The 23,627-nt window shown below is 55.3% G+C and carries 17 protein-coding genes; 12 read left to right on the plus strand and 5 right to left on the minus strand.

The window, feature by feature from the left end; translation table 11 throughout:
• The first annotated feature begins 95 nt into the window (after window positions 1-95).
• From argB to argH, 5 genes are all read left to right on the plus strand, one after another.
• A complete protein-coding gene (gene argB, locus ACKGJP_RS00615; protein WP_409343788.1) occupies window positions 96-884 on the plus strand; it encodes an acetylglutamate kinase in 789 nt (262 codons plus the stop codon).
• A 148-nt stretch (window positions 885-1,032) separates the two neighbouring features.
• Window positions 1,033-2,226: an acetylornithine transaminase gene (locus ACKGJP_RS00620; protein ID WP_409343789.1), complete on the plus strand. Its 1,194-nt coding sequence runs from the start codon at window positions 1,033-1,035 to the stop codon at window positions 2,224-2,226.
• Window positions 2,227-2,262: 36 nt separating this feature from the next.
• Window positions 2,263-3,210, plus strand: coding sequence for an ornithine carbamoyltransferase (gene argF / locus ACKGJP_RS00625; RefSeq protein ID WP_409343790.1), 948 nt, complete (start codon window positions 2,263-2,265; stop codon window positions 3,208-3,210).
• A 146-nt stretch (window positions 3,211-3,356) separates the two neighbouring features.
• Window positions 3,357-4,595 carry an argininosuccinate synthase gene (locus ACKGJP_RS00630; protein WP_409343791.1) on the plus strand — a complete coding sequence of 413 codons (1,239 nt, stop codon included), beginning with the start codon at window positions 3,357-3,359 and terminating at the stop codon, window positions 4,593-4,595.
• Window positions 4,596-4,845: 250 nt separating this feature from the next.
• Complete coding sequence (gene argH, locus ACKGJP_RS00635) at window positions 4,846-6,261, plus strand: argininosuccinate lyase (RefSeq protein WP_409343792.1); 1,416 nt, start codon at window positions 4,846-4,848, stop codon at window positions 6,259-6,261.
• A 120-nt stretch (window positions 6,262-6,381) separates the two neighbouring features.
• On the opposite strand, the gene ACKGJP_RS00640 is transcribed toward argH, so the two are convergent.
• The 3 genes from ACKGJP_RS00640 to ACKGJP_RS00650 all read right to left on the minus strand — a co-directional run bounded on the left by ACKGJP_RS00640 (window position 6,382) and on the right by ACKGJP_RS00650 (window position 9,500).
• Window positions 6,382-7,260: a DUF4097 family beta strand repeat-containing protein gene (locus ACKGJP_RS00640; RefSeq protein WP_409343793.1), complete on the minus strand. Its 879-nt coding sequence runs from the start codon at window positions 7,258-7,260 to the stop codon at window positions 6,382-6,384.
• A gap of 4 nt (window positions 7,261-7,264) precedes the next feature.
• The gene (locus ACKGJP_RS00645) at window positions 7,265-7,819 is read right to left on the minus strand and encodes an HAAS signaling domain-containing protein (RefSeq protein WP_409343794.1); all 555 of its coding nucleotides are present in this window, start codon (window positions 7,817-7,819) and stop codon (window positions 7,265-7,267) included.
• A 247-nt stretch (window positions 7,820-8,066) separates the two neighbouring features.
• The gene (locus ACKGJP_RS00650) at window positions 8,067-9,500 is read right to left on the minus strand and encodes a VanW family protein (protein ID WP_409343795.1); all 1,434 of its coding nucleotides are present in this window, start codon (window positions 9,498-9,500) and stop codon (window positions 8,067-8,069) included.
• 511 nt (window positions 9,501-10,011) lie between these two features.
• Between ACKGJP_RS00650 and ftsE the strand changes: the two genes are divergently transcribed.
• The 5 genes from ftsE to ACKGJP_RS00675 all read left to right on the plus strand — a co-directional run bounded on the left by ftsE (window position 10,012) and on the right by ACKGJP_RS00675 (window position 16,080).
• A complete protein-coding gene (gene ftsE, locus ACKGJP_RS00655; RefSeq protein ID WP_409343796.1) occupies window positions 10,012-10,698 on the plus strand; it encodes a cell division ATP-binding protein FtsE in 687 nt (228 codons plus the stop codon).
• Window positions 10,688-11,605 (plus strand): permease-like cell division protein FtsX, encoded by a 918-nt coding sequence (gene ftsX, locus ACKGJP_RS00660; protein WP_409343797.1) that lies wholly within the window; start codon window positions 10,688-10,690, stop codon window positions 11,603-11,605. Before ftsE ends, ftsX begins: the two co-directional genes overlap by 11 nt.
• Before the next feature lie 127 nt (window positions 11,606-11,732).
• On the plus strand, window positions 11,733-12,941 hold the full coding sequence (locus tag ACKGJP_RS00665) for a murein hydrolase activator EnvC family protein (RefSeq protein WP_409343798.1): 1,209 nt from the start codon (window positions 11,733-11,735) through the stop codon (window positions 12,939-12,941).
• Window positions 12,942-13,023: 82 nt separating this feature from the next.
• On the plus strand, window positions 13,024-14,505 hold the full coding sequence (locus ACKGJP_RS00670) for a S41 family peptidase (RefSeq protein ID WP_409343799.1): 1,482 nt from the start codon (window positions 13,024-13,026) through the stop codon (window positions 14,503-14,505).
• Between the two features lie 288 nt (window positions 14,506-14,793).
• Window positions 14,794-16,080, plus strand: coding sequence for a PDZ domain-containing protein (locus ACKGJP_RS00675; protein ID WP_409343800.1), 1,287 nt, complete (start codon window positions 14,794-14,796; stop codon window positions 16,078-16,080).
• Window positions 16,081-16,136: 56 nt separating this feature from the next.
• Here the strand turns inward: ACKGJP_RS00675 and ACKGJP_RS00680 are convergent, their stop codons facing one another.
• Both ACKGJP_RS00680 and ACKGJP_RS00685 read right to left on the minus strand, forming a co-directional pair.
• The gene (locus tag ACKGJP_RS00680) at window positions 16,137-16,922 is read right to left on the minus strand and encodes a flagellar motor protein MotB (protein ID WP_409343801.1); all 786 of its coding nucleotides are present in this window, start codon (window positions 16,920-16,922) and stop codon (window positions 16,137-16,139) included.
• A complete protein-coding gene (locus tag ACKGJP_RS00685; protein WP_409343802.1) occupies window positions 16,906-17,703 on the minus strand; it encodes a flagellar motor protein in 798 nt (265 codons plus the stop codon). The genes ACKGJP_RS00680 and ACKGJP_RS00685 overlap by 17 nt, the downstream gene beginning before the upstream one ends.
• 573 nt (window positions 17,704-18,276) lie before the next feature.
• On the opposite strand from ACKGJP_RS00685, the gene uvrB reads away from it, so the two are divergent.
• Both uvrB and uvrA read left to right on the plus strand, forming a co-directional pair.
• Window positions 18,277-20,274 (plus strand): excinuclease ABC subunit UvrB, encoded by a 1,998-nt coding sequence (gene uvrB / locus ACKGJP_RS00690; protein ID WP_409343803.1) that lies wholly within the window; start codon window positions 18,277-18,279, stop codon window positions 20,272-20,274.
• 56 nt (window positions 20,275-20,330) lie between these two features.
• Entirely contained in the window at window positions 20,331-23,213 is a 2,883-nt protein-coding gene (uvrA, locus tag ACKGJP_RS00695; protein ID WP_409343804.1) for an excinuclease ABC subunit UvrA, read from the plus strand.
• Window positions 23,214-23,627: the final 414 nt, after the last annotated feature.

Below are 23,627 nucleotides of genomic sequence, written 5' to 3' on the forward strand. Positions count from 1 at the left end.
AGCTACCGGCGTCGGATGACCGAGGGCGAGTGCGGATTTTGGGCTCTTAACGGCCGTTTGGCGGAAGCTCGGAGCCTGCAAGGGAGAGACGAAGCGTGAACAAATGTTTTGTGATGAAATGCGGCGGCAGTACGCTGGCTGCACTGCCGGATTCGTTTTTTGCCGATTTGAGGCAGCTTCAGCAAGACGGTCTGATTCCGGTCATCGTTCATGGAGGCGGGCCGGCCATTAACGAGACTCTCGGAAAGCTCGGCATCGAGAGCGAGTTTGTCGGAGGCTTGCGTAAAACGAATGAAGCGGTGCTCGACGTGGTCGAAATGGTGCTGGCCGGGCAAATCAACAAGGAGATCGTGCGCAAAATCCAGAAATCCGGCGCCAAAGCGCTAGGCATGTGCGGCGTGGACGGACATTTGATGCTGGCGAAGCCTGTGGAGAACGCGCATGAGGTCGGCCTTGTCGGAGACGTGATCGGCGTAAACGCCGAGCTGGTCAACGGCGTTGTCGGCTTGGGCTATATGCCCGTTATTGCGCCGATCGGACTTGGCGAGGACGGCGGGCAGCGCTACAACATCAACGCGGACACGGCTGCGGGAGCGGTCGCTTCGCATTTGGGCGTGGAGCAAATGATCGTCGTTACCGACGTGCCTGGCATTATGCGGACGGTGAACGGGGAGAAGGTTGTGCTGCCATCGGTAACGAAGGCGGATATCGACGATATGATCGCTAGCGGAGAAATCTACGGCGGCATGATTCCGAAGGTGAAGGCTGCGCTTCAATGCATACAGGGCAACGTGCGCGAGGTCGTCATCGTTGACGGCTCGGTACCGGAAGTGCTCAGCAAAGTACTTAAAGAAGGAAATATCGGTACGCGCATTTTGCGATGAGGGTAACCTTGCCGGCAAGGAGGGAGCCGTTGGTGCGGATCCTGTTCAAGGCGTGACTTGAGCATAAAGGAGCCATCCCGGCTGCCGCCGATACCGGAACGCGCGTTACACGTAGGAGGTTGACATTTTACAAGAGGAGTGATTAGGCATGGGTGAGGAGAACAAAAGCTCGCTGTTTCCGACGTACGGAAGATTTCCGATTACGATCGTGAAAGGGGAAGGCAGCCGTCTGTGGGATGAAACGGGCAGAGAGTACTTGGACTTGATGACGGGCATCGCGGTAACGAATTTGGGTCATGCGCCGCAGAAGGTAAAGGAAAAGCTCGTAGAACAGCTCGATCAGCTGTGGCATGTCAGCAATCTGTTCACGATACCGAATCAAGAGAAGCTCGCGAAGCTGCTGACCGACAATAGCTGCGCGGACGCGGTCTTTTTCTGCAACAGCGGGGCGGAAGCGAACGAAGCGGCTATTAAGCTGGCGCGCAAGTACAACCAGAAGGTGCTCGGCAACGGACGATACGAGATCGTCACGTTCAAACAGTCCTTCCACGGACGTACGCTCGCTACGCTGACGGCCACAGGCCAAACGAAGGTGCAGGAAGGTTTCCTGCCGCTTCCGGAAGGCTTCGTATACGCGCCGTACAACGATGCGGAAGCGCTCAAAGGCTATATCAACGATAAAACATGTGCGATTATGCTGGAGCTTGTGCAAGCGGAGGGCGGCATCATCATAGCCGATCCGGCATTCTTGAACGAGGTCGTCCGTTTGTGCAAAGAGCATAACCTGCTGCTGATCGTCGACGAGATCCAAACGGGCATGGGGCGTACGGGCAAGCTGTTCGCTTACGAGCATTTCGGCATCGAGCCGGATATTTTCACGATTGCCAAAGGGATCGCCAGCGGCTTTCCGATGGGCGCCATGCTCGGCAAAGCGAATCTGCGCGAAGCGTTCGGACCGGGCAGCCACGGCTCTACGTTCGGCGGTACGCCTATTGCGACGGCTGCGGCCATCGCGACGCTGGAAACGATCGTCGGCGACGAGCTGCCGCAGCGTGCGGCGGAGCTGGGCGAATTCGCGGTTCGCAAGCTGAGCGAAGGTTTGAGCGGCAACCCGTTCGTGAAGGAGATTCGCGCCAAAGGACTTATTATCGGCATCGAGTGCGCGGAGCCGGTAGCCGGCGTCGTTTCGGACATTCACCAAGAGGGCGTGCTTGTCATTACGGCAGGACCGAACGTCATCCGTTTGCTGCCGAGCCTGCTCATATCGGAAGAAGAGCTGAAGCGCGGGCTGAACGTCATTTGTGCCGTGCTGGCAAAGCAGTCGGCTGCGGCCGTACAATAAATTCGGAATTTCCGTTCCACGGAAGGAGAGAGCGTTTTGGCAGAATTGAAGCTTGACGTAAATCTGAAGGGGCGGGACTTCCTCGGCTTGGCCGACTACACCCCGGAGGAAATTCAATATTTGATCGACCTGGCGATCGAACTGAAGCGCAAACAGAAGGCGGGAGAAGAATTCCAGCCGCTTAAGGGCAAAACGCTGGCGATGGTGTTCGAAAAATCGTCCACGCGCACGCGCGTTTCGTTCGAGGTCGGCATGTATCAGCTGGGGGGTCAGGCGCTGTTCCTGAGCCGCAACGATATCCAAATGGGGCGCGGAGAGCCGATCTCCGATACGGCGCAGGTGCTGTCGCGTTATGTCGACGGGATCATGATCCGTACGTTCGCGCACCGCAACGTGATCGAACTTGCCCGCGCGGCGACGATTCCCGTCATCAACGGGCTGACGGATTTCTCCCATCCGTGCCAGGCGCTGGCCGATTACCAGACGATCTACGAGCATAAGGGCGCGCTGAAGGGCCTGAAAATCGCGTATATCGGCGACGGCAACAATATGGCGCACTCGCTGATGATGGGCGCGGCCAAGCTCGGCATGCATATCGCGGTAGCGACGCCGGAAGGCTACGAGCCGGAGAACGAGATGACGCAAGCGGCAAAAGAAGTTGCGGCCGTTACCGGAGGAAGCGTCACCGTATGCCGCGATCCGAAGGAAGTTGCAGCGAACGCCGACGTTATTTATACGGACGTATGGGCGAGTATGGGCTTCGAGGAAGAGCAGAAGCAGCGGGAAATCGCCTTCGCGAACTACCAGGTGAACGAAGAGCTGGTGAAACTTGCGAAGAAAGATTACCTGTTCATGCACTGCCTGCCGGCGCATCGCGGCGAAGAAGTAAGCGAGGGCGTTACGGACGGCCCGAACTCGATCATTTTCGACCAGGCGGAAAACCGTTTGCACGCGCAGAAGGCGATCATGGCCTCGATCATGTAGGAGCAGGTCGGAATGGCCGCTTTGACGGCCCGAAAGAGCATATAAAGCAACGCGGATATATAAGCTAAAACGCAGTTCAGGCGCAAGGGGCGGCATAAAGCCGCCCCACACGCCTGTCAATGATAATAAGGAGAGTGTCACAGCACATGGCAAAGGAAAAAATCGTACTCGCCTATTCCGGCGGGCTGGATACATCGGTCATTCTGAAATGGCTGAAAGAAACGTACGACGCGGAAATTATCGCCTTCACGGCGGATATCGGACAAAAGGACGAGCTGGACGGCCTTGAAGCGAAGGCGCTGCAAACCGGCGCTTCGAAAGTATACATCGATGACCTTCGCGAAGAATTTGCCCGCGATTTCATCTACCCGATGTTCCAATCGGGCGCTTTGTATGAAGGACAGTACCTGCTCGGCACGTCCATCGCGCGTCCGCTGATCGCGAAGCGCATGGTCGAAATCGCCCGCGCGGAAGGCGCAACGGCGATCGCCCACGGCGCTACCGGCAAAGGAAACGACCAAGTTCGTTTCGAGCTGACCGCTGCAGCTTTGGCGCCGGAGCTTGGCGTTATCGCGCCTTGGCGTCTGGACGAGTTCCGCGAGCAATTCCCGGGACGCGCCGAAATGATCGCCTATGCCGAGAAGCATGGCATCCCGGTACAAGCCAGCGCTGCGAAGCCTTATTCGACGGACCGCAACCTGCTGCACATCAGCTTCGAGAGCGGTATGCTCGAGGATCCGTGGTTCGATCCGAGCGCGGAGTCGAACGAAGACATGTACGTGCTCAGCGTATCGCCGGAGCGCGCACCGGATCAAGCGGAATATGTCGAGCTCGCATTCGACAAAGGCGAGTGCGTAGCGATTAACGGCGAGCAACTCTCCCCGCTGGAAGTGATGGAGAAGCTGAACGACCTCGGCGGCAAGCACGGCATCGGCCGCGTAGACATGGTCGAGAACCGCTTCGTCGGCATGAAGAGCCGCGGTGTATACGAGACGCCGGGCGGCACGATCCTTTTCACGGCTCACCGCAAAATGGAGTCGCTGACGATGGACCGCGACGTCATGCACTTGCGTGATTCGCTCATCTCGAAATACAGCTCGCTCGTTTACAACGGTTTCTGGTTTGCGCCGGAGCGTTTGGCTCTGCAGGCGCTCGTGGACGAGAGCCAGAAGAACGTGACCGGTACGGTTCGCGTGAAGCTGTATAAAGGCAACGTAATCGGAGCCGGCGTGAAAAGCCCGGTCAGCCTGTACAATCCGGACATCGCGACGATGGAAGCCGACCCGACAAAAGCGTACAACCAGAACGATGCGACAGGCTTCATCCGCCTGAACGCGCTGCGTCTGAAAGTAAGCTCCGGCGTCGAACAGAACGCGAAAAAATAAGAAGCGATTGCCGCAGTCTGCCATTGCATGTTGGAGGCAAGCGGCAGTTGCTCTCAGCTAAGGAAAGTAACTGTCGAATTCGTCCGGCTGCTGCTGACGGAGCATTCCATTCGTTTCGAAAAGGAATCGACAGTCACGGGATAAGAGGAAAGCGCCGTACTCTTCGCGAGGCGGTGAAAGAGTCGTCGGGTGGCGGCGGGTCGCGTCAAGCGGCTCGCTTTACTCGCGTTAAGGAAGGGGAGTCATATACGTGTCCAAACTTTGGGGTGGGCGTTTCACGAAACAAACGGACCAGCTGGTAGAGGAGTATACCGCTTCTATCATGTTCGACAAAGAGCTTGCCGAGGAAGATATTCAAGGCAGCCTTGCGCATGTCACGATGCTGGGGAAATGCGGCATTTTGCCGGCCGACGATGTTGAGAAAATTAAAGACGGTCTCTTGAAGGTACAAGGCATGATCCGCCGCGGGGAAATCGAATTCACAGTCCGCGACGAAGATATTCATATGAACATCGAGAAAACGCTGATCGACGAAATCGGACCGGTCGGCGGCAAGCTCCATACGGGTCGCAGCCGGAACGACCAAGTTGCGACGGACATGCATTTGTTCCTGCGCAAACGGGTTGTCGAGTTCGTCGGCCTGCTCAATAAGCTGAACGAAGCGCTGATCGGGCAGGCGCTCGCCAACCTCGACACGATCGTGCCGGGCTACACGCATCTTCAACGGGCGCAGCCGATTCTGTTCGCGCATCATATGATGGCATACGTGTCCATGTTCCAGCGCGACATCGAGCGCATGCAGGACAGCTACAAGCGCATCAACGCGTTGCCGCTCGGCGCCGGGGCGCTGGCCGGTACGACGTTCGCGATCGACCGTCATTTCGTGGCGGAGCAGCTTAAATTCGACCGCGTATACGAAAACAGCCTTGATGCGGTAAGCGACCGCGACTTTATCGTCGAGTTCCTGGCGAATGCGGCGCTGGTCATGACGCACTTGTCGCGTCTGTGCGAAGAGCTTGTGCTCTGGTCGAGCACGGAATTTGCTTTCGTCGAGCTGGACGACGCGTTCTGTACGGGCAGCAGCATCATGCCGCAGAAGAAGAACCCGGACGTAGCCGAGCTCGTTCGTGGTAAAACAGGCCGTGTTTACGGCAACCTTTTCGGCCTCCTGACGGTGTTGAAAGCATTGCCGCTGGCATACAACAAAGATATGCAGGAAGACAAAGAAGGCATGTTCGATACGGTCAAAACGCTGCAGGGCGCCCTGCAATTGTTCGCGCCGATGATCGCTACGATGAAGGTCAACCGCGAGCGGATGCGCCAAGCGGTCAACCAGGACTTCTCGAACGCGACCGACATCGCCGACTATTTGGTAAACAAAGGATTGCCGTTCCGTCAGGCGCATGAAGTCATCGGGAAAATCGTTCTGTACTGCATTCAGAACAAGAAGTATTTGCTCGATCTGAAAATCGAGGAGTTCCACCAATTCTCCAAGCTGTTCGACGCGAACATTTATGAAGTACTGCAGCCGGAGAACGTCGTCAACGCGCGCAACGTATACGGCGGCACGGCGTCGAATCAAGTGTCGGGCGCCATCGAGCGCGCGCAGCAGCAGCTGGCGGAAACGAACGGCTGGGTGCAGACGTACGTGGAGAAAAGCAGATAACGCATAGCAGCAATATTAAAACCCCCTTCCCCGTGCTTGAAGGCATTGGTAAGGGGGTTTTGTGTTATTGAAAGGCGGGTCAGGGGTTGTACCCGCCTCCGTTTCGCAGAAGCGCTTCGATTACCGTACGCCTACCGCGATGCCTCCGATATCCGAACGGATTTTGAGCAGGGGACCGTTGCTGCCGATCGATCCTTGGATATCGTGATCCTCGTTACTCGTAAACGTCATATTCGGAAGATCAACCGTCGAGCTGCCGATGTCGCTCTTCAGATCCAGCCGCATAGCGGATGGGGCCGGGAGCTTGACGCCGATCGCCCCGACGTCGCTTTTGATCGAGACATTTCCGTTAAGCTCTTTCAGCCATAAATTGATGGCCCCGATCCCGCCTTCCAGCGCAACCGCGCCGGATACGTCCTTGATGTTCATCGCTCCCGTTTCGGTCGAAACTTTTAAGGATTCGCTTTTGAGGCCGTTGACGGAAACCGCGCCTACATCCGTAGTGATTTTGACGGTTTGTGCCTGCAGCGATTCGATGCGGACGCTTCCGACATTGCTTTTGACCTGAATCGTACGGTACAAGGTTTCCGGCACCGTAATTTCAAGCTTGGAGCGCAGTTCGCCGTTTATCAGATCGAACAGCTGGGGAATGTCGATTCCCGTATTGAATTTTTTATGGGTGAGCGCCTGGATGACCGCCGTATCCCCCGGCTCTTTTTTGGCCGTAAAGTTGACGTTGTTCTGCATAGACTTCAAAGCGCTGCCGTGAAACGAAACGTGAATGTCGCTGTCTTTGCCCGGAAGGATGATGATATCCGCATAATCGGCTTCGACCGACAGATGCTGGATGCCGTTCGCGCCGATCGTTTGCTCATGCTTGAATTCGCTTCTTTCTTCGACGAATCCGTCCGTTTTCTCGAAGAGGTAGGCGAGGCCTCCTATTCCGATGATCAGGAAGGCGAGACCGATGAAGGCGAATAATTTAAGTGGAAAGCGCATCGTTCTATTCTCCCTTAATGAGCCGTTTGTTGGCCCGAATATAGGTACGGGTGAGGCGGAAAAAGCGCGGTACGATAGCCATCATAGCCGTGCCGAAAAGCAAGCCGAGTCCTACCAGCACCAGGGAGCCGAACAGCTCGACGAGCAGAATCGTGTTCGATTGATCGAGGCCGGTTCCGAGCAGCATGAATAGCGGACTGGCGATCAGGAGAACCGACGTGAGCGAGAAAGCGAACAGCACGCCGCAAATCGCCAGAAACGGTGCCAGCACGAATATCAAATTGAAAAAACCGAGCGCAATGCTAACGAGCATGGCTTTGGCCGTATTGTCCTGCGGCGGTGTCGGATAGCTCTCATAGGAAGGAGGCGCTTGAACGCCCATCCATTCCGGGCCGCGGTTGGGCTGGCTGAGCCAAGCGATAATCTCTTGTTCGCTCTTGCCGTTCGCTTCGGCTTGACGGAACAGCTCCTCGTAGACATATTGAATGCGGCGCTGCTCGTCTTCCGGCAGCCCTCTTAGCCTCAGCTCGAGTCCTCGCAAGAAATCGTCTTTGTTCATGTGGAATTCCCTTCTTTTATCCTTGTTGCTATAACCATACATGAAAACAGTCATAGTGACCAAGTAACTGCGGTCATGTGACTGTTTTTTGGATTTGGCCGGGATAGCGTTTGTTGCAAAGGCTGATTGCTTTAAGGACGGGAGCTTGTCCTATAGAAGCGAATGGCGATGCCGCCCGATGTCCCTGCAGGGAGACCGGGCGGCATCATTTTTTTGAACGGGTCTGCGCAAGGGGATGCTGCGGCGGTTACCGGAAATTCGGTCCGCGTACGCCGTCTTCGATGACGGAAGGGGTCGGGGAGGCATCATCCGGCATGCTCGCCGCGTCGCCGTTCACTGCAATCAGGGCAGGCTGCGGCGAATAGGCGTCACGGGACACGAGATCCGTGGAGACGACGCTCCCGTTTTGCTTTTTGATCCGGTACGTTTCCACGATCACGCCGGGCTTCCCTTGCTGCAGCATCACCTGCTTGCCTTTGCGCAGCGAAGGATTTTGCACGTATTTGTTCGGAGCGGGCAGCTCGCGGATCGTTTTGGTGGCAACCTCGTACGTGATGTCGCTCGGCGTTTGGCCGAACAGCTTGACGGTGAGCTTTCCGTTCTCGACGGAAGTGCGAATAAGCAGATGATGGCCCGTATTGTTGCGGAATTTGAAGTTGATATACCCATCCGCATAGGTTGCATCGAGGCCCGGCGTGACGTAGCTGACAGGCAGCGAATGGTTGCGCCGCTCGACGATTTGGAGCCCGCCCAGCAGCACCGCGTTGTACAGCGTCGACGATACCTGGCAAATGCCGCCGCCGACCCCCGGCACAAGCTTACCGTTCAGAATGACGGGGGCTTCCTGAAAGCCGAACTTCTTCTCCGTCTCTTGAATCACCTTGCTGTAGTCGAAAATGCCGTCTGGCGGCAGCACCATGTCGTGAACCGTACGGGCTGCCGAGGAAACGTTATGGATGCGCCCCTCTCCACTTGCGGGAAACGCGGTGGAAAACTCCGCGATTTTACGCGTAATGCCTTGCGCCTTCAGCGTTTTTTCGGTTATCGCCGGCTCTACGACCGCAAGCGGAAGCGCGAGCGGGATCGGGGCCTGCAGCATCCCGAGCGACCATTGCTTTGGCGGAAAACGTTCGTTCAGCTGCTTAAGCAGCGCTTCCGTGTCGATGCGGTAGGCGTTTTTGCCCGGATCGATGCGCACCTGGTCGTCCGGCGTGACGGTACGCTGCCAGTTAACCGGTTCGGTCTTCTGCAGCGAAGCCCACGTCTTGTCTATCGTTTGCTGCAGCCTGTCTTTATCGAACGTAATTTGCAGCCCCCATTCACGGCCCGCAAGCTTTCTGCGCATTTGTGCGCGCTGTATAAGCGAGCCCGTCCGCACGGCCTCCAGCTCGGCGGCAATGTCGGCGGCATTGCTGCGCATCCCCAGCTCCTCCAGCGTCAGCGACGCGGTCGGCCCTCCGGCCGGATCGGCCGAAAAGCGGACTTGCTGCCGGGCGAGAAGCTGGACCGCGTCATCCAGCACGGTGCGAAAACGCGCGAGCGACAAGCCTTCCGCTTGCCAGCCCGACACGGTAACGCCGGATGGGACCGTCTGGCGGGTGGCATAGACCGCCAAGGACGCAGTGCCGCCGGCTGCCGTCAGCACACCCAGCACGATACCTCCGATAAGCAATCGTTTCAACGTCGCCATCCCCTTCCCTGATCGTCAGCCTGTACTACAAATGTATGACGGAGGAAGGCCGATTCATGCTCGTCTGCCGCGTAATTTGAAAGTTCCTTCGCAAAGCGGAAAATGTTTCGAATTTGTGGCAATTTGTCGGACTGTCGGAGGAATTTGGGCATACGTGTCGAAGTGTATTAGGTACGACCAAGGATAAACGCCATTCCGCTTCTTTGAAGCCGGACGTTTACCGGGAAACGGAACAATCAGCGGGGGACATACTCTCTTACATTTCAAACCATTCCTGTTTCGGGTTGTCGAACTTTCGGGACGAAAGCCGACGGAGATCGAAACGTAGGATAAACGTCCGGCAGCATTTCTAACGTTTTCCCGAATTCAGCCACGGAAGCGGGCTTTGAAGCCGAAGCCTGACAAGACACCTTATGATCGACACCGTATTCCTTTTCTGAATGCACAAAAATAGACGCATAACCGCTGCGGGCGGTGTGTCAATAAATTGGGATGTGATTGAATGATAGAAATGCAGGATGTATGGAAGACGTATGCCGATGGAACGCATGCGATCCGCGGAATGAATCTGAAAGTCGACCGCAATGAGTTTCTTTACGTGGTCGGACCGTCGGGCGCTGGCAAATCCACGTTCATGAAGATGATTTACCGGGAGGAACGGCCTACCAAAGGCCAAATTTTCGTCAATGGATTTAACCTCGGCAAGCTGAAGCAGCGGAAGATCCCCTACGTGCGCCGGAATATCGGCGTTATTTTTCAGGACTTTCGGCTGCTGCCCAAGCTGACCGTTTTTGAAAATATCGCATTCGCCATGGAAGTCATCGAATCCCCGAAAAAGCTGATCCGCAAACGGACCTTGGAAGTGCTCGAGCTGGTCAAGCTGTCCGGCAAAGCGGAATCGCTGCCAACTCAGCTGTCGGGCGGCGAACAGCAGCGGGTGGCGATCGCAAGGGCGATCGTCAATAATCCGGCCGTCATTATCGCGGACGAGCCGACAGGCAACCTTGACCCGGAAACGTCCTGGGGCATTATGAAGCTGCTCGAGGAGATCAACTACCGGGGGACGACGATCGTCATGGCAACGCACAACAAAGAAATCGTCAACACGATTCGCAAGCGGGTTCTGGCCATCGAGAAAGGGCAAATCGTTCGCGACGAGGCCAAAGGAGAGTACGGCTATGAAGATTAACACGCTAGGCCGTCACTTTCGCGAAGGCGGCAAAAATGTAATCCGCAACGGCTGGATGTCGTTCGCGTCGATCAGCGCTATTTCGATATCCCTGTTTATTCTCGGCGTGTTCCTGTTATTGGCCATCAACGTCAACTACTTGGCGCAGCAGATCGAAAAGCAGGTTGAAATCCGGGTTTTCCTCGATGTTAACATACCCCAGGAAACGATAACTGCGCTCAACAGCAGCATCGGCGGGATGACGGAAGTAAGCAAGGTGACGTTCGTATCCAAGGCGGAAGGGCTTAAGCTGATGCGCGAACGGATGGGTGAAACCGGTAAGGCTTATCTGGAAGGGCTCGACGGAGACAACAACCCGCTCAACGATTCGTTCACCGTGGAGGTTGACCAGCCTCGTACCGTAGCTCAGGTGGCCGCGGCCATATCGGAGCTGAACAACGGCAAATCGCCGAAGCCGATCGTCAAAGTGAGCTACGGTCAGGGAACGGTCGAAACGATGTTCAAGGTGACGTCGGCGATTCGCAACGTCGGACTCGTGCTTGTCGGATGCTTGGCTCTAACGGCGATGTTCCTCATTTCCAATACGATTAAGCTGACGATTATGGCGCGCAACCGTGAAATCCGCATCATGAAGCTCGTCGGGGCAACGAACAGCTTTATTCGCTGGCCGTTTTTCATCGAAGGGGTGTTGCTCGGCCTGATCGGCTCGATTATTCCGGCAGGCATTCTGGCTTACGGATATTGGGAGCTGCTGCACAACGGACAGTTTGAGATGAGCTCTTTCATGATGCAGCTTAAGCCGTTCGAAGAGATCAGTTACCCGATCAGCGGCCTGCTGCTCGGCATCGGCGTCGTGATCGGCGTCTGGGGCAGCACGATATCGGTTCGCAAATATTTGAAGGTATAGAGAGAAGAGATAGACAATGGGGGCACGTCCTAAAGCGTTTTCTACGGAAAACGCGCTTCGTAAGAATATCCAAAGCGTTTCTTGAAGGGAACGCGCTACGAAAGCTAATCCTTAGGAGGTTCCAATTTTGAATAAACGTGTACTGTCGCTGCTTGTTGGGGTTACCCTGCTCGGTGCGGCGCTGGCGCCGGTAATCGGTCATGCGGACAGGCTGCAGGACCTGTCGAACGAGCTGAAGGCGATCGAGAAGAAAACGGCCGAGGCCAAAAAGAAAATTCAAGAGGCGGAGCGCGCCGCCGAAAGTCTCAAGACGCAGAAGGCGCAGGAAACCAAAAACCTCGACCAGGTTCGCAAGGAGATCGAGGATCATGGCGCGAAGCTGAATGAAATCAAGATGCAGAAGATGACGGCCATAGAGGATCTCGACAAGACGGCGGTAGAGCTTCAGCAAGCGGATGAGCGGGTGGCGGAGCGGGATAAAATGCTCAAATCGCGCGTTCGTCTCATGTACATGAACGGATCGGTGTCCTATTTGGACGTCGTGTTTAGCGCTACAAGCTTTGCGGACTTCTTGGACCGCTTCTATGCTTTGCAGAACGTTGTGGGTCAAGATAAAACGATTCTCGATGCGAACAAAGCCGACCGGAAAATCATCGCCGCGAAAGAAGAGCAGCAGAAGGTCCAGCTGGCCCAAGTGACTGCGCTTGAAGCGGAGGAAGAAGCGGTCAAGCAGAAGCTGCTGACGCAGGAGAAGCAGAAGCAGGTCATGATCGCTTCTCTGGCGAAGCAGGAGCAGGCTGCCGAGGATATTAGCGAGGAGCAGGAAAAGGCGGTCATCGAGCTTGCCGCCCGCCAGCAGAAAATCAACGACGAGAAGCGCAAGGAGCAAGAGAAGCTTAACAAAAAACCGGCGACTTCGGCTCCCAAATATACCGGAGGCAAGCTGGGCTGGCCGATTCAGGGCGGCGGCGGCACCATTTCAGACAACTTCGGCTACCGGATCGACCCGATCAAAAAGATCCGCAAGCTCCACAAAGGCATCGATATCGCCTCTCCTAGAGGGACGTCGATTATTGCCGCCGAAGAAGGCGACGTGCTCATTGCGGGCTGGACGTCGGGATACGGCAACACGGTCGTGCTCAATCACGGAAACGGCATGTGGACGTGGTACGGGCATATCCGGGAAGACGGCATTTTCGTAAAAGAAGGCGATCACGTCAAGCGCGGGCAGAAAATTGCCGAAGTCGGCTCAACGGGGGATTCGACCGGCAACCACCTTCATTTCGAGGTCCGGATGAATCAGGAAGCGACCGACCCGATGCCTTATTTGAAATAATTCGGCATTTCGACAATAATAAACCATACGGGCTTGTCATATACTATTGCGTGGGCAAGCCGGTAAAGGTGGTGGAAGCGTTTTGACGTTTAAAGGACGAACGGTACTCGCATTTATTTTGCTTTCGATGTTCGCAAGCTGTATTTTGACGCTGACGATCGTGCAATCGCCAGTGTTCTCTCAGGAAAGCCAGGGGAATGCAGGGAAGTCGTCAGGCTCATCCGGGACGAAAGCGGCCGCCAACTTGACGGATGCCGATGTGAAGAAGCTTTCCAAGACGTTTGAGCTGATTCAGAAAAATTACGTATCCGAGGTCGAGCACGAGAAAGTGGTGAACGGCGCGATCAACGGGATGCTGGCCGTGCTGGACGATCCGTATACGACGTATATGGATCAGAAGGAAGCGAAGCAATTCGACGAATCGATATCCTCTTCCTTCGAGGGAGTCGGCGCCGAGGTGTCGATGGAAGACAACAGGGTGACGATCATGTCGCCGATCAAGGGATCGCCGGCCGAGAAAGCGGGCTTGCGGACGGGAGACGTTATCGTGACCGTCAACGGCGAGAAGCTGGACGGACTTACCCTTAATCAGGCGGTTATGAAAATCCGCGGACAGAAGGGTACCCAAGCGAAGCTCGGCATTGTGCGAGGCGGAGCGACGGAGCCGATCGAGGTCATCGTCGTGCGTGACGCGATATCCGTGGAAACCGTTTATGCGGAAATGATGAACGGCGGCATCGGCAAAATCGAAATCCGGCAGTTCTCGGTCAATACGGGCACACGGTTTAAAGAAGAGCTTGCCAAGCTGGAAAACCAAGGGATGAAGGGGCTTTTGATCGATGTACGGAACGATCCGGGCGGTTTGCTCGACGTCGTGCTCGATATCGTTCAGCCTTTTGTCGAGAAAGGCAAGCCGCTTATTCAAGTGGAAAATAAAATCGGCCAGAAGGATACGAAGTTGTCCGAGAACCCGAATCCGCCGAAGAAGTATCCGGTAGCCGTCCTTATTAATAACGGCAGCGCCAGCGCTTCGGAGATTTTGGCCGGTGTGTTCAAAGAAGCGGTCCCGGGCAGCAAAATTATCGGCGAAACTTCGTACGGGAAGGGAACCGTGCAGGTGACGTTCTCTCAAGAGATGGGCGACGGCAGCAATATCAAGATGACCGTCTACAAATGGCTGACGCCGAACGGCAACTGGATCAACAAGAAGGGCGTCGAGCCGGATATGAAGGTCGAGCAGCCTGCCGTGTACAAAGTGGTGCCTTTTACGAGAAAGGCGACATTGAAATTCGATATGACCGGGGAAGATATCAAGACGCTTCAGACGATGCTGGCGGCGCTCGACTTTCCGGCGGATCGGACGGACGGCTACTTTAGCGACAAGACGGTACGGGCGGTCAAATCGTTCCAGCAGAAATACGGCCTTGCCGTAAACGGCGAAGTGGATGAGAAGACGATGGACAGACTGGAACGGGAAACGCTGAACTTCATCAAGGAAGGCAAACATGACCTGCAGCTGAGCGCAGCCGTGAAATACATGCAGGATAAGCTGGCCGGCAAATAGCAAGGGATTTATATCCGCGGCGTTTGGAACAAAAAGTAAGGATAACGCTGGAAAGCCGGTTTTCCCGGCAGGAGATCGCGCTAAACGCGTCGAATTACAAGAAGAGGGCTATCGAAGTCGAGGCCTTCTTCTTTTTTGTTTGTAAACAAAGGAACGTATATCGTCGGCTGGCTGTTCCATTTCCCGGTAACGAAGACGGCTCGATCGTTTGTAGCGGAACGAATCTGCTCGAATGGGGAAGAACGGCAATCCTTGTGGTCAAATCCGGATAGGTGAGGAGCAGGACGAATGGATATAAGCTTGGATTGGCTTTGGCGGCTGGGCGAGGCGCTGCTTCAGCTGCTCTTGAACCCTCTGTACTATGTCGGCCTGCTGCTGATATTGCTTCAATACCGCAGGCAGATGGCGCTAGAGCGGAAATTGTTTCACGTGCGGCTTCATTCCATGGCCGGAGAGACGCTGCGCGCCGTGCTGTCGGGATGGCTGGCCGGTCTGGCCGCTTCCCTCGTTATGGCCGTAATCGGAGCGAGGCTGCAGCCGGAGACGGTACTGCTGCTTTGGGGCCTAACCGCTCTGTTTATGCTCGTGCGCGCGCGTCTTGTTTGTTTGGCGTATGCGGTTGGAGCGCTCGGCTTGCTTCAGACGTTGTACGATATGATTCCCTCGCTGGGCGGCATAGAGGGCGCGGGATGGCTGACAACGGCAATCGTCGAAGCGGACATGCCTTCCCTGCTTGCGCTCGTGGCCGTCTTGCATCTGATGGAAGGTCTGCTCGTGCGTTGGCAAGGACAACGGTTGTCCAGCCCGCTCTTCTTCGAGGGCAAGCGGGGCAGGCTGATCGGCGGCTACCATCTGCACGGCTTTTGGCCGGTACCGCTCTTCCTGCTCATTCCTTCGCCGGAGGGGCTGACGCTGCCGTGGACGCCATTCTTTTACGGCGATGCGGCTGCAGCGGGCTGGACAATTATGGCGATGCCTGCGTTAATCGGTTTTACGGAACGTACCGTCGCGTTCCTGCCTCATCATAAAACGGAGCGAACGAGCGGCCGGCTGTACGTGTACGGCGTCATCCTCTTAGCGCTTGCGATAGCGAGCCAATATGTGCCTCTGCTTGTGCCGGTCGCCGCGTTACTCGGTATCGTGCTGCATGAAGCGCTGCTATGGGTGAGCAGACGGGAGGAATCCAACCGCAGGCCGCTGTTCGTGCACGAACGGAACGGACTGAAAATTTTGGCCGTCCTCCCGGATAGTCCTGCTGCGGCGATGGGGCTTGAACCGGGCGAAACGATTTATAAGGTAAACGGCGAGAAGGTGCAGACGAAGGAGCAGCTGCATCAAGCGATGCGCTTGAGTTCGGCGTTCTGCCGGCTTGAGGTGGTCAACGGAGCGGGGCAGAACAAGTTTGTCAGCCGCGCTCTGTACGCCGGAGATCATCACCAGCTCGGGCTCATTCTGTGCCCGGATGCCGACGCCAGGTATTTCGTCAGTGAGAAGCAGCGGGAGCTGACGGTCGCCGCATTCTTTCTTTCACGCTGGAAAGGGCTTCGTAAAAACGATCAGTCCGAGACGTTGTAGCGCGTACCCGTAAATAAAGCCCCATGATTGCCTTCCGGCGGTCATGGGGCTTGCTGTTATGGATTTTCGCGCAGCACGATAATTTCGACGCGGCGGTTTTTTTGCCGGTTCTCGGCGGTATCGTTAGGAGCCACCGGTTTCGTATCCGCGTAAGCGGCGGAGATGAACATGTCGGCAGGCAGCTTGGACTTGTCCGTAAAATACCGGGAAACGGATGCCGACCGTTCGAAGGACAAGCCTAGATTATCCTTGAACGCGGAGCCGGTGGCCAGCGGCAGGTTGTCGGTATGTCCCTCAATGCTGATCTTGGCCTTCAGCGTCTGGAACAGGCTCGACAGCTTGTCGAGGACCGGAAAGGCGCCTTGCTTCAAGTCCGCTTTACCCAGATCGAACAGAAACAAATCATTCAGCGTTACGGCGACGCCCCGCTGCGTATCTGCAACGAAAACTTGGTTCTGCAGCTGGTTTTCGGTGACGTACTGATTGATTTTTTGCAGCAAGTCCTGGAGTTCCTTTTCCTTCTTCTCGCGTTCCTCGCGCATTTTCTTCTGCGCTTCGGTTTCCTCCGTCGTATCGCTCTTCCGAGGTTCCTCGCCGTCGGTACCCCGGCCGATGTCGGTGCTTCCGATAAAGCCGGAACCGCTCGGCACCATGGTATCGGATTTTTTGAATTGATAATGGAGCGTCTGGGCTAGAATATCGAATTTCGATTTATCCACTTTGCTCATGGCATACATAATGACGAAAAAGATAAGCAGAAGCGTAATCAAATCGGCATAGGTGATCAGCCAGCGTTCATGGTTTTCGTGTTCCTGGTGCTTGCCCTTATTTCTCCTCGCCATTGTCTCCACCTGCTTCCGGAGCTTTATTCCTCGTCTTGTCCTGATGGAGGAAGGAGGTAAGCTTTTTCTTGATCAGCTGCGGGTTCTCGCCTGCTTGCAGCGCCAAAATGCCTTCCAGCATCAGTTCCATTTCGGATATTTGTTCTTTGCTGCGGATTTTGATTTTGTTCGAGATCGGCAAATAAAGGACGTTGGCGCTGCTGACGCCGTATAACGTGGCCGTAAACGCGACCGCGATCGCAGGACCCAGCGCGTCCGGATCGGCTAAGTTGCCGAGAACGTGGATGAGGCCCATTACGGTACCGATAATCCCCATGGTCGGTGCAAAAGCGCCGGCCGCTTCGAATACTTTGGCATAGCCTTCATGATGGTGTTCGAGCGCATCCATTTCCAACTCCAGAATTTGACGGGTCAGCTCCGGATCAGTTCCGTCGACGACCATCATCAGCCCTTCCTTCAGAAAAGCGTTCGGGTGCTCCTGCGCCCGTTGTTCCAGGGCAAGAACGCCTTCGCGTCTGGCAATCGTAGCCATGTCGACGATTTCGTCGATGATGGCGTTCGGGTTACGCTTCGATTCCTTGAATGCCATGGAGAACGCCTTGGGAAGCTCCTTCAGTCGAGACATCGGGAAGGAAACGGCTATTGCGCCGAAGGTTCCGCCGAATACGATAAGCATTGCGCTGGGGATGAACAGGGCGCTCAGATGGCCGCCGTCCCACATATACCCGCCGATCAGCGCGGCAAGCCCTAAAATGATACCTAATAATGTTGTAATATCCACGTCGTCACCTCTGATTTATCTTAGAAATAATCGCCTCTGGAGAAGAAAGGAAGTTGTCTCCGTTTGCAAGAATGAAGGAAAAGCGGTATAATGAAACGGGAACAAACATTCCTATATGATGTTATTTACTGGGATTTGATACGGCTTGGCAGCCTCTTGCCGATTCGATAGATAGCGGCTTGCGGCAACGCATTTTCCAGTCGCGCTCCTGCCGCCGTTTTCATATAACTTTATATCGGAACGTGCGCTGGGAAAGTTTAGAGTGTTTCCGTGCGAACGATTGTTTGCACTCGAGGGGCGGCAGCCTCCCTGTAGGGCAAAAGCGCATAAATATATGGCCCGCGGCGTATGTGGGAAGGCTTGGAAGCGAACAATGATGGTCATACCGGATAAAGGCCCGAGGATCGAATCGGCGCTCTTGTTCTGCAGCCTTGTTCGATGCATAAGCCTTCCTCAGCGAGGATTCGGCGGAATCGTCCGCCACACCCTAAGTTGATTTCTGAAACAACGTTTAGGCGTTTCTATTACGGTTTACTATAATAATAACTTTACTAATAAACGGGTGGGGGATGCATGAGCGATATTGTGCTAAGCAGCAAAAAGTTTGAGCTGGTATCCGAATTTGCACCGCAGGGCGATCAGCCGAAGGCGATTCAGGATCTTGTCGACGGGGTGCAGAAAGGCAGCATACACCAAACGCTGCTCGGAGCGACCGGCACAGGGAAAACGTACACGATCGCAAATGTCATCGCACAATTGAACCGGCCGACTCTGGTCATGGCGCACAACAAAACGCTGGCCGCTCAACTGCACAGCGAATTCAAAGAATTTTTTCCGAACAATGCCGTCGAATACTTCGTCAGTTACTACGATTACTTCCAGCCGGAAGCTTACATCCCATCCACCGACACCTACATCGAGAAAGATTCCAGCATCAATGATGAGATCGACAAGCTGCGCCACTCGGCGACAAGCTCGCTTTTCGAGCGCCGTGACGTCATCATCGTGGCGAGCGTTTCATGCATTTACGGCCTCGGTTCTCCTAAAGAGTACGGCGAGCTCGTTCTGTCGCTGCGCGTCGGCATGGAGCGGTCGCGAAATGAGCTTTTGCACCGTCTCGTCGATATCCAATACCAGCGGAATGACATCAGCTTCACAAGGGGCACCTTCCGCGTGAGGGGCGACGTAGTCGAAATATTCCCCGCATCGGGGAACGAGCATGCCATTCGCGTCGAGCTGTTCGGAGACGAGATCGAACGCATCACTGAAATCAACGTGCTGACGGGCGAAATCATCGGGGAGCGCGAACATGTGGCGATATTTCCGGCTTCTCACTTCGTAACGCGAGAGGATACGATGAAACGGGCGATCGTCAATATTGAGCGGGAGCTTGAAGAACGTCTTGCCGAACTTCGCGAGGCGAATAAGCTTCTCGAGGCGCAGCGGCTGGAGCAGCGCACCCGTTACGACATCGAAATGATGCTGGAGATGGGCTTCTGTTCGGGCATCGAGAACTATTCGGGACCGTTAACGTTCCGCGAACGCGGAGCAACGCCGTATACGCTGCTTGATTTTTTCCCTGACGATATGCTGTTCGTCGTCGACGAGTCGCATGTGTCGCTTCCTCAAGTCCGAGCCATGTATAAGGGCGACCGGGCACGCAAGGAAATGCTCGTCGAACATGGTTTCCGCCTGCCGTCGGCGCTAGACAACCGTCCTCTGCGATTCGAGGAATTCGAAGAGAAGATGACCCAAGCGATTTACGTATCTGCAACGCCGGGGCCCTATGAGCTCGAACACTGCCCGAGCATGGTGGAGCAAATTATTCGTCCGACCGGTTTGCTCGATCCGATTATCGAGGTGCGTCCGTCGAAGGGGCAAATCGACGATATGCTCAGCGAGATCAACGATCGTATCGCGAAGGACGAAAGGGTTCTGGTTACCACGCTGACCAAGAAGATGGCCGAGGATTTAACCGATTATTTGAAGGAAGTCGGCATCAAAGTGCGTTATCTTCACTCCGACATAAAGACGCTTGAACGGCTGCAAATATTACGCGATTTGCGGTTGGGCACCTTTCATGTGCTTGTCGGGATCAACCTTCTCCGGGAAGGGCTCGACTTGCCGGAGGTATCGCTCGTGGCGATTTTGGATGCGGATAAGGAAGGCTTCTTGCGGGCGGAGCGCTCGCTGATCCAGACGATCGGCCGCGCGGCGCGGAATGCGGACGGGCGCGTCATTATGTACGCCGACAAAATAACCGACTCGATGGACAAGGCGATTACCGAAACGCGCCGGCGTCGTGCGATCCAGGAAGCTCACAACGAGCAGCTTGGCATTACGCCGATGACGATTAAGAAGAAGGTGCGCGACGTCATCGAAGCGACCAAGGTAGCCGAACAGAAGGCCGATTACTTGACCGATATCAAGCAGGGCAAGATGTCGAAGAAAGACAGGACCTCGCTGATCGAGCGTCTGCAGGTGGAGATGAAGGAAGCGGCCAAAAGTTTGCAGTTCGAGCGCGCCGCCGAGCTTCGTGACGCGATTATGGAGTTGAAAGCGCAGGAATAACCGGCGCCTAACATAAGATTCGAATGTGGGAAGACCGAAAGGATGGGGAAACGCAAGTGGCAAACGAAAGCATCGTCATCAAGGGCGCGCGGGCACACAATCTCAAAAATATCGACGTGACGATCCCGCGGGACCGTTTCGTCGTGCTGACCGGGCTGAGCGGATCGGGCAAGTCGTCGCTCGCGTTCGATACGATTTATGCGGAAGGACAACGCCGCTATGTCGAGTCGTTGTCGGCGTATGCGAGACAATTTCTAGGCCAAATGGATAAGCCGGATGTCGATTCGATTGACGGCTTGTCGCCGGCCATCTCGATCGATCAGAAGACGACGAGCCGCAACCCGCGTTCGACGGTCGGCACCGTAACGGAAATTTACGATTACTTGCGGCTGTTGTTCGCCCGCATCGGACGCCCGCATTGTCCCGAACACGGTATTGAAATTACGTCGCAGACCGTCGAGCAGATGGTCGACCGCATTATGGAATATCCGGAGCGCACGAAGCTGCAAATTCTCGCGCCGATCGTATCGGGCCGCAAGGGCGAGCACAGCAAGCTGTTTACCGACATTCAGAAGCAGGGCTTCGTACGGGTGCGCGTCAACGGCGAAATTCTCGATTTGTCCGAGAAAATCGAGCTCGAGAAAAACAAGAAGCATTCCATTGAAGTCGTAGTCGACCGGATCGTCGTTAAAGATGACGTGCACGCGAGGCTGGCGGATTCGCTTGAGACGGCGCTGAAGCTTGCCGACGGACGCGTTATCGTCGATGTCATGGAGCATGAGGAGTTGCTGTTCAGCCAAAATCTCGCTTGTCCGGAGTGCGGCTTCAGTATCGAAGAGCTGGCCCCGCGGATGTTCTCTTTCAACAGCCCGTTCGGGGCATGTCCGGATTGCGACGGGCTTGGCGTGAAGATGATCGTCGATCCCGAGCTGCTCGTGCCGAATGCCGATCAGACGATCGAGGAAGGGGCTTTTGAAGCTTGGGCAGGCAGCACGTCCAACTACTACCCGCAATTTCTTGCGTCGGTCTGCGCACATTACGGCATTTCGCGCGAGGTGCCGGTCAGGGAGCTGTCGGCCGAGCAAATGAAGGTGCTGATGTACGGTACAGGCGGAGAGAAAGTACGTTTCCGCTATGAGAACGACTTCGGCCAAACGAAAGAAGCGCTCGTGCCGTTCGAGGGTATTGTCAGGAACCTGGAGCGCCGTTACCGGGAAACCGGATCGGACGGCATCCGCGAATATATTGAAGCTTACATGAGCGCGAAGCCGTGCGGCCGCTGTAAAGGGCAGCGGTTGAAGCCCGAGAGCCTTGCCGTGACGATCAACAATAAAAATATCGCGTTTGCTACAGGTCTGTCGATCGGCGATGCCCAGGAGTTTTTTGAAGGCTTGAATCTGAACGAGAAGGAACTGGCAATCGGCCATTTGATTTTGAAGGAAGTCAAATCGCGTCTCGGCTTCCTCGTAAACGTCGGACTGGATTACTTGTCGCTCAGCCGTGCGGCTGGAACGTTATCCGGCGGAGAAGCGCAGCGGATTCGCCTCGCCACGCAGGTGGGCTCAAGTCTGATGGGCGTTCTGTACATTCTGGACGAGCCGAGCATCGGTCTGCACCAGCGTGACAACGACCGTCTGATTCGTACGCTCGAGCATATGCGCGATCTGGGCAATACACTCATCGTCGTCGAGCATGACGAGGATACGATGCTTGCGGCCGATTACGTTATCGACATCGGTCCCGGAGCGGGCATTCACGGCGGCCAGGTCATTGCTCAAGGAACGCCAAAGGAAATTATGGAGGATCCGAACTCCCTCACCGGCCAATATTTGAGCGGACGGAAGTTCATTCCCGTGGCTGCGGAGCGCCGCAAAACGAACGGCAAATGGCTGGAAGTCAAGGGAGCCAAGGAAAACAACCTGCGGAACGTCAATCTGAAGGTACCGCTCGGCGTGTTTTCTTGCGTGACAGGCGTATCCGGCTCCGGCAAGAGCACGTTGATTAACGATATTCTTTATAAGTCGCTGGCACGCGAGTTGAACGGCGCGAAGACACGTCCGGGCGAGCATAAGCAGATGCTTGGCCTGGAGCATGTCGAGAAGGTTATCGACATCGACCAGTCGCCGATCGGACGCACCCCGCGTTCCAATCCGGCTACGTATACCGGCGTGTTCGACGACATCCGCGATGTGTACTCGGCTACCACGGAAGCTAAGGTGCGCGGCTACAAGAAAGGCCGCTTCAGCTTTAATGTCAAAGGCGGAAGATGCGAAGCTTGCCGCGGCGACGGGATTATCCGGATCGAGATGCACTTCCTGCCGGATGTTTACGTACCGTGCGAGGTATGTAAGGGCAAGCGCTACAACCGCGAGACGCTGGAAGTGAAATACAAAGGCAAAAATATCGCGGAAGTGCTGGAACTGACGATTGAGGATGCTTGCGAGTTTTTCAAAAACATTCCGCGGGTTCACCGTAAAATGCAATCGTTATTCGATGTCGGACTCGGCTATATGAAGATCGGCCAGCCGGCAACGACTTTGTCGGGCGGCGAAGCGCAGCGCGTGAAGCTTGCGGCGGAGCTGTACCGGCGCAGCACCGGCAAGTCGATCTATATTCTCGACGAGCCGACGACGGGGCTGCACATCGACGATATCGACAGGCTGCTTCGCGTGCTTCACCGACTTGTCGACAACGGCGAAACGGTGCTGGTTATCGAGCATAACCTGGACGTCATTAAGACGGCTGACTATTTGATCGATCTTGGACCGGAAGGCGGCAGCCGCGGCGGGTCGATTATTGCGACCGGAACGCCGGAGCAGGTTGTTCGCGTGGAAGGCTCATACACAGGGAAATACCTGAAGCCCATCCTGGAGCGCGACCGCGCAAGGACCGAAGCGGTGGAGCAGCAGCAGCGCGAGCTGGAAAAAGCGGTTTTATAGTCGATATGCGGAAGAGAGGGAGCGATTGAGGCCCCCTCTTTTTTTGCGATTGCTGCTAAAAGCCATGCTCACCATTCCGCTAACCTGCAAACGTTTGGATCCAAGAATGCCCAAGGATTTCCGTACCCTTTATGTCCGGTCTAGTGATTGACAGAAGCGAAGAAAGCGAATAGACTAAAATCACAAAATTAAAGCCCTTAAACATTTGCTAAATGTAGCGCAAGCCTATGATTAGGTATTGAGTAATTGTAGTATTATTATTCAAAAAAATTATAAACATTATCGGGACTTGTATTCAGAAGTGATATTGGCGGTTTATAATTTTTTTGCTCAAAAATTAAACCGTTTTAACTTTCGTTGGAAAGTGTTATACGGCGCTATCAAAAGGCGGTTGTCGTGTTCCAGGACGAGAGC

The organism is Paenibacillus litoralis (genome assembly GCF_046244365.1).
Lineage (GTDB): Bacteria > Bacillota > Bacilli > Paenibacillales > NBRC-103111 > Paenibacillus_V.